The organism is Mesorhizobium sp. M1A.F.Ca.IN.020.03.2.1 (genome assembly GCF_004023205.1).
GTDB lineage: Bacteria > Pseudomonadota > Alphaproteobacteria > Rhizobiales > Rhizobiaceae > Mesorhizobium.
Genome location: NZ_RZSV01000265.1, coordinates 1 through 6937 on the forward strand (window position 1 = coordinate 1; position 6937 = coordinate 6937).

Sequence of the window (6937 nt, forward strand, 5' to 3'; positions counted from 1 at the left end):
GCCTGCTGCATCGGCACCAAGAGCGGGTGCCGATGCAGCAGGCCGCGCGCGTTGGCGGTCTCGACCACCGGCGCGCCGAGCGCTTCGGCGAAGCGTGTCAGCGCCGCGTCCGCTTTCTTGGCACCGCCACCGGCAAGAATCAGCGGACGGCGAGCCGCCTTGATCAACCTCGCAGCCTCGGCAACAGCCGCCGCGTCCGGAGCGGGCGGCGCGGCGTTGCCGAGCACCGGCGCGAGCCCCTCGGCGGGCTTCACCATGACGTTTGTCGGGATCTCGATGTGAACCGGACCCGGCCGCGACGAGGAGAAGACGGCGAAGGCGCGGGCGAGCGCACCCGGCAGTTCCTCGGCCTCGGTGACACGCTCGGAAGACAGCGCCACCTTCTCCATCATGCCGCGCTGGTCCGGCAGTTCGTGCAGGAAGCCCAAACCCTTGCCGAGCGTATCGGTGGCATTGACACCGGAGATCACCAGCATCGGCACCGAATCGGCGCGCGCCTGGCCCATCGCGGTGATGGTGTTGGTGAGGCCGGGTCCGGTGATGACGAAAGCCACGCCCGGCCGGCCGCCGGCGCGGGCGTAGCCGTCGGCCATGAAGCCGGCGCCCTGCTCGTGGCGCGGCGTGATGTGGCGGATCTTCGAACGCGCCAGGCCGCGATAAAGCTCGACCGTATGCACGCCCGGAATGCCGAAGACGGTGTCGACGCCATGCGCCTCGAGCAAGGTTATGAGCGCTTCGCCGAGCGTGGTCATTGGTTTTCTCCCTTTGGAGAGGATCACTGTTAACGGAAACAGTGATTTGCTCTATCTCTTTGTTTGTTACGCAATTCCGGACGGGAAACCGCTTCTCACCTTTTCCTGGAATTGCTCTAGACCGTGATGGCGTTTCGTTGAATTGCCATACCGATCTAACCTTTGTTGAGCATGATCTTTCTCCGAAAACCGGGTCCTACTTTTCGGAATCATGCTTCAGCGGCGCGAGGCCGAGTTCGGCCTCGACAGCCTTGATGCCAATCGCCGCCAATTCGCCGGGCGAGAACATCTCACTGGCCAGGCAGCCTTCGATCCAAAGCCCGTCGATGATCGCATTGATGGCGATGGCATGACGGCGCAGCTGACTTGCGTCCGGTTCGCGCTGTTCGGCGGCGAGCACCTCGGCCACGACCGCTTCCACCTCGTTGCGAAAGCCAAGATAGCCTTCGCGGTGAGCGCGGGCGAGCGTCGGATCCGCGCTCGCACGGCCGATGAACGTCGCCCAGAGCGAAAACACCCGTTGGTCGATGATCGGCGCGCTGAGATTGGCGGTGACGAAAGCTGCAAGGCGTTGGCGAGGCGACGCCTCTTCCATGACCAATGCCGCTTTCGCCTGCTCGGTCATGCGGCCGACCAGCGCCGTATAGGCCCCCTGCAGCAATTCTTCCTTGCCGGGGAAATAGTGCCGGATCAGGCCGGCGGTGACGCCGGCACGCAATGCGATGGTGCGCAAAGTGGCGCCCTGCAGGCCATATTCCGCCACGCAGTCCAGAGTCGCTTCGATCAGATCCTGCCGCCGCCGCTCCTCGCCCTCGCGACGGAACTTGCGGCGCGCAGTCATCGGCGCAGGATCGGCCGTGTCAGGCATGTCGGCCCGCCTTCACAGGCGATACAGAGCGCGTCCGCCTCGAAAATCTCAACCGTGCAGCCGGCGGCCTCCATCGCGGCTTTGGTCTTGGGAAAGCCCGCAACGGCAATGACCTTGTGCGGGCTGGTCGGCAGCACGTTCAGGCTGAGGCCGTTGGAAGCGGCGAATTCTCCGGCGTCGCCTTCGACCAGCCTGATGCCGCGCGCCTTCAGCATCTGATAGAACGGGGCCGGCAAAAGCGGCGAATAGACCAGCGCGAGATCGTCGGCCAGCGGGCTGATCACCGACATCAGATGCAGGCACGCCTCTTCACCCTGCCACAGCGGCAGATCAAAACCGTAGACGGAAATACCCAGCGGCGTCAGCAGGTTCGAAACCTGCTGGATGCCTTCCTGGTTGGAGCGGACCCCGCGCCCGATCGCCAGCGTGCGGGCATCCACCCATACGCAATCACCGCCTTCGACCTGGCCAGGAGCCTCGACGCGGCCGAGGATCGGAATACCCAGCCCTCTATAGGTTTCCTCATGCAGGGAGGCCTCCCTGGCGCGCAATGGCTTGCCCATCGAGAGGATCAGCGCACCGTGCTCGGTCATCAGCGATGGGTCGTGCGTGAACACCGAATCCGAAAGGCCGTCCGCCTTGTCCTCGATCCATTCGATTTCGGCGCCGGAAGCGGCTACCAGTTCAGCAAGGGCCGCGTGCTGTGACGCTGCCTTCGCCGGGTTGAACCCCGGGCCATAGTGCCATTGAGTTCTGTCGGCGTTGCGCATGGCGTTCGCCGCCGACCGCATGAGCACGCGCCGCAGCGGCGCCGCCATGGATTGTGATCCGAAAGCGCTCATCAATGCCCTTTTAAGATGAAAAAAACCGAAAAAATTTCATGAAAGGCTATTTATACACTTGCGCAACAAGGTCGCAAGTGCCGTAATGAACGGGATTGACGGGCTCGCGCTGCCGGGTCCATGCTGAAGTGAGGAGCGGGACAGTACAGCGTATGTTGATGAGCCGGATGGACGTTCGACGAACTGCCGTCGCCCCTATTGAGGTTACCCGGTGAGCGCGGTGGAAGCCGCCGCAGTCCCAGCCGGCCAAGCGCAGAGCGGCGCCGCCGAAGCCATCCATGTCGAGAACCTGCACAAGAAGTTCGGCCAGTTGCATGTGCTGAAGGGCGTTTCGCTGTCGGCGCGCGACGGCGAGGTGATCGCCATCATCGGCGGCTCGGGCTCCGGCAAGTCGACGCTGCTGCGCTGCATCAACTGCCTGGAAAACCCGACCAGCGGCATCATCCGTGTCAATGGCGAGGAGATCAAGCTGAAGGCCGACAGCCACGGCCATACGGTTCCTGCCGACCGCAAGCAGATCGAGCGCATCCGCTCGAGACTCGGCATGGTGTTCCAAAACTTCAACCTGTGGAGCCACATGACGCTGATCGAGAACGTCATCGAGGTTCCGGTGCACGTGCTCGGCGTCAAGCGCGACGAGGCGATCGCCCAGGCCGAGAAGCTGCTCGCCCGGGTCGGGCTGGCGGAGAAGCGCGACGTCTACCCGGCATTCCTGTCGGGCGGCCAGCAGCAGCGCGCCGCGATCGCCAGGGCGCTGGCGATCAATCCGCGCGTCATGCTGTTCGACGAGCCGACCTCCGCGCTCGATCCGGAACTGGTCGGCGAGGTGCTGAAGGTGATCGGCGACCTGGCGCGCGAGGGGCGCACCATGGTGCTGGTGACGCATGAAATGAAATTCGCCCGCGAGGTCGCGACCCATGTCGTGTACCTCTACAACGGGCTGGTCGAGGAAGAAGGCCCGCCGGAACAGCTGTTCGGCGCGCCGAAATCCGAAAGGCTCAAGCAATTCCTCCGCAATGTCGGCTAGGGCCGGCGTCAAGCGGAGCGAAAACCGGGAACGACAACAAACTGGGAGTCCTGAAATGAAGACTGTTCTCAAGACCTTCGCCGCGGCGCTGCTGTTCGGCGTCGCCGCGATGGGCGTGGCCAAGGCCGATCAGGTCAAGATCGGCGTCGCCGCCGAGCCCTATCCGCCGTTCACCTCGCCGGACGCGACGGGCAAGTGGGTCGGCTGGGAGATCGATTTCATCGACGCCGTCTGCGCCGAGGAGAAGCTCGACTGCGTCATCACGCCCGTTGCCTGGGACGGCATCATTCCGGCGCTCACCACCAAGAAGATCGACCTCATCGTCTCCTCGATGTCGATCACCGACGAGCGCAAGAAGACGATCGACTTCTCGGATAAGTATTACAACACGCCGACAGCAATCATCGGACCGAAGGATCAGAAGTTCGGCGCCACGCCGGACGATCTTAAAGGCAAGGTGATCGGCGTTCAGGTGTCGACCGTACATGCCGTCTACGCCAAGAAGCACTTCACCGGCGCGCAAGAGATCAAGGAATATCAGACCCAGGACGAGGCCAACAACGATCTCGCCGCCGGCCGTCTCGATGCGGTGCAGGCCGACTCCATCGCGCTCGGCGAATTCCTCAAGACGGACCAGGGCAAGGCCTGCTGCGATCTGAAGGGCATGGTCGCGCCGGACGACGAGGTGCTGGGACCGGGCGTGGGCGCCGGCGTGCGCAAGGAAGACACCGCGCTCAAGGAAAAGATCAACGCTGGCATCAAGGCGATCCGCGCCAATGGTAAGTACGATGAAATCTCCAAGAAATACTTCGACTTCGACATCTATGGCGGCGCCACGCAGTCGAACTGACGCCTCCATTTGATATTGGGGCATGGCCAGCGCCATGCCCCTTGGCCCAAACCCTGTCCACGCAAGCCCGCCGCTGAACGCTGCGGTCGGCGGCTGCCAGCAATTCGGGGGCGAAGCTGATCAATGCCTTTCTTCCGGCCTCGGCGGCCGGCATCATCGAACTCCTGTCGCCCGTGCCGCCCGGCTGGGGCGGCACCCTGCTGGTCGGATTGCTGCATTCGATCGAGATCGCCATCGGCGCCACCTGCCTTGGCCTTTTGATCGGCACCGGCGGCGCCTGGGGCAAGCTTTACGGCGGACCGGTGACGCGCGATCTGCTCGCCGTCTACACCACGGTGGTGCGCGCCGTGCCGGAACTGGTGCTGATCCTGCTGCTCTATTACGCCGGCACCGATCTCATCAATCAGCTGCTGACCGCTATGGGTTACCAGCGCGTCGACATCAGCGGGCTGGCCGCCGGCATCTTTGTCCTTGGGGTCGTGCAGGGCGCCTATTCGACGGAAGTCATCCGCGGCGCCATCCTGTCCATCCCACAAGGCCAGATCGAGGCCGCCCGCGCCTATGGCATGCCGCCCGGCCTTATGTTGAGGCGCATAACATTGCCGGCAATGCTGCCTTTCGCCATTCCCGGCCTTGCCAATCTCTGGCTGATCGCCACCAAGGACACCGCGTTGCTTGCCGTCGTTGGCTTCTTCGAACTGACGCTGGCGACGCGTCAGGCGGCCGGCGTCACCAAGGCCTATCTGGTCTTCTATCTTGCTGCCGGCGCGCTTTATCTGGCGCTGACGCTGTTTTCCAACGTGATCATCGGCCGCGTCGAGGCCTGGTCGCGGCGCGGCATGCCTTCCGTCAAGGAGGCGCGCTGATGTCGGCCGAAGCGACCGCGATCAACATGGCGGCGCGTGCCTCGCTCTGGCTGAAGCCGCACCGCATCGTGCTGATCCTAATCGCGCTGGGATTGGTCCTCTGCGCGGCCTTCTTCATGCGCTGGGACTGGCTGCCGCAATATTGGCAGATGGGGCTGCTCGGCATCTGGCGGTCGCTGTGTATCCTCGTCGTGACCTGCGCGCTGGGCTTTATACTGGCCGTACCGCTTGGGCTGGCGCAGGCCGGTGGGCCGTTCTGGCTCGCCGCACCGGCCAAGATCTTCTGCACCATCATCCGCGGTACGCCGCTGCTGCTGCAACTGTGGCTGCTCTACTACGGGCTGGGATCGCTTTTTCCGCAATATCCATGGATCCGCGAGTCCTGGATGTGGCCCTATCTCAGGCAAGCCTGGCCCTACGGCGTATTGGCGTTGACCTTGTCATTTGCAGGCTATGAAGGCGAGGTGATGCGCGGCGCCTTCGCCGGCGTGCCGAAAGGGCAGCTGGAAGCCGCGCGCGCCTTCGGCATGAGCCGCTTCAAGATCTTCCGCCGCATCTGGCTGCCGCAGGCCTTCTTCCGTGCGCTGCCGACACTGACCGGCGAAACCGTGCTGCAGCTCAAGTCGACGCCGCTGGTGGCGACGATCAGCGTCATCGATATCTTCGCCGTCTCGTCCAAGGTGCGGCAGGACACTTATCTCACCTACGAGCCCTTGCTGCTGCTGGCGCTGATCTACATGACCATCACCGGCATCCTGGTTCTCATCTTCAGCCGCATCGAGGCCCGGATTCCGCTCAAGATCGGTTAGTAGGGGAATAGGGGAATAGGGGAGTGTTCAGCCACGATCCGCGTTCACATTTCCATCCCCATTCGCTATTTGCTCCACAATTTCCCCCTACTCCCTTATTCCCTTACTCGCCTACTTCCTCAGGACGGCTCCGATGCAACTCACTCTCGACCAGGCAACAGGGCTGTGCCGCATGGCGGCGCTCGGCGCCGGCGCCAATGAAGAAGTGACGCAGTCGCTGGTTGCCTCGATCATCGCCGCGCAAGCAGAAGGCCTGTCGGCGGTCGGCCTGTCGCATTTCATCGACTATCTGGAAGCCATCGAGGACGGCCGCATCGACGGCGATGCCGATCCGGTCGTCACCCGGCCGGCGCTGGCCGTCTACCTCTCCGACGCGCGCGGCGGGCTTGCCCATACCGGCTTCGACCGCACTATCGATGACCTCGTCAAGGCGGCGAGGCTGTTCGGCGTCGCCATCTTCTCGCAAAGGAACGCCTATACCTGCGGCGCGCTCGGCTATTTCACCGGACGGCTGGCAGCGCAGGGGCTGGTCTCGTTCGCCGCCACCAACGGGCCGGCGGTGCTTGCAGGCTCGGGCTCGGTCAAGCCGGTCTACTGCACCAACCCGATGTCCTTTGCCGCGCCTGCCGCGGAAGGGCCGCCGTTGGTGATCGACCAATCGTCGAGCGCCACCGCCTTCGTCAACATCCGCAAGGCGGCGGAAGACGGAAGGAAGATCCCCGAGGGCTGGGCACTCGATGCCAGCGGCAACCCGACCACCGATCCGGCGGCGGCGATGAAGGGCGCGATGCTCGCCTTCGGCGGCCAGCGCGGCGCCAACATCGCGCTTATGGTCGAGGTGCTGGCGGCGGGGATTTCCGGCGCCAACTGGTCGCTCGACGCACCCTGGTTCTCCGGCGGGCCGGACAGCCCCGGAACCGGGC

At 64.0% G+C, this 6937-nt stretch carries 8 protein-coding genes; 5 read left to right on the plus strand and 3 right to left on the minus strand.

The window, feature by feature from the left end:
- The 3 genes from EOA79_RS27675 to EOA79_RS27685 form a co-directional block, all read right to left on the minus strand.
- The coding region (locus tag EOA79_RS27675) for a thiamine pyrophosphate-binding protein (RefSeq protein WP_245489944.1) at positions 1-752 on the minus strand (752 nt) is incomplete at its 3' end.
- A gap of 196 nt (positions 753-948) precedes the next feature.
- Complete coding sequence (locus EOA79_RS27680; protein ID WP_067324188.1) at positions 949-1620, minus strand: TetR family transcriptional regulator C-terminal domain-containing protein; 672 nt, start codon at positions 1618-1620, stop codon at positions 949-951.
- Positions 1590-2462 (minus strand): dimethylarginine dimethylaminohydrolase family protein, encoded by an 873-nt coding sequence (locus EOA79_RS27685; protein ID WP_095824346.1) that lies wholly within the window; start codon positions 2460-2462, stop codon positions 1590-1592. Before EOA79_RS27685 ends, EOA79_RS27680 begins: the two co-directional genes overlap by 31 nt.
- Positions 2463-2673: 211 nt before the next feature.
- On the opposite strand from EOA79_RS27685, the gene EOA79_RS27690 reads away from it, so the two are divergent.
- The 5 genes from EOA79_RS27690 to EOA79_RS27710 form a co-directional block, all read left to right on the plus strand.
- Positions 2674-3489: an ABC transporter ATP-binding protein gene (locus EOA79_RS27690; protein WP_067003385.1), complete on the plus strand. Its 816-nt coding sequence runs from the start codon at positions 2674-2676 to the stop codon at positions 3487-3489.
- A gap of 55 nt (positions 3490-3544) precedes the next feature.
- The gene (locus tag EOA79_RS27695; protein WP_067324186.1) at positions 3545-4339 is read left to right on the plus strand and encodes a transporter substrate-binding domain-containing protein; all 795 of its coding nucleotides are present in this window, start codon (positions 3545-3547) and stop codon (positions 4337-4339) included.
- 200 nt (positions 4340-4539) lie between these two features.
- Positions 4540-5205 (plus strand): ABC transporter permease subunit, encoded by a 666-nt coding sequence (locus EOA79_RS27700; protein WP_127247917.1) that lies wholly within the window; start codon positions 4540-4542, stop codon positions 5203-5205.
- Positions 5205-6014 (plus strand): ABC transporter permease, encoded by an 810-nt coding sequence (locus EOA79_RS27705; RefSeq protein ID WP_095824347.1) that lies wholly within the window; start codon positions 5205-5207, stop codon positions 6012-6014. Before EOA79_RS27700 ends, EOA79_RS27705 begins: the two co-directional genes overlap by 1 nt.
- Positions 6015-6147: 133 nt before the next feature.
- Positions 6148-6937: Ldh family oxidoreductase (locus EOA79_RS27710; RefSeq protein WP_128293481.1), on the plus strand; the 790-nt coding region annotated here is incomplete at its 3' end.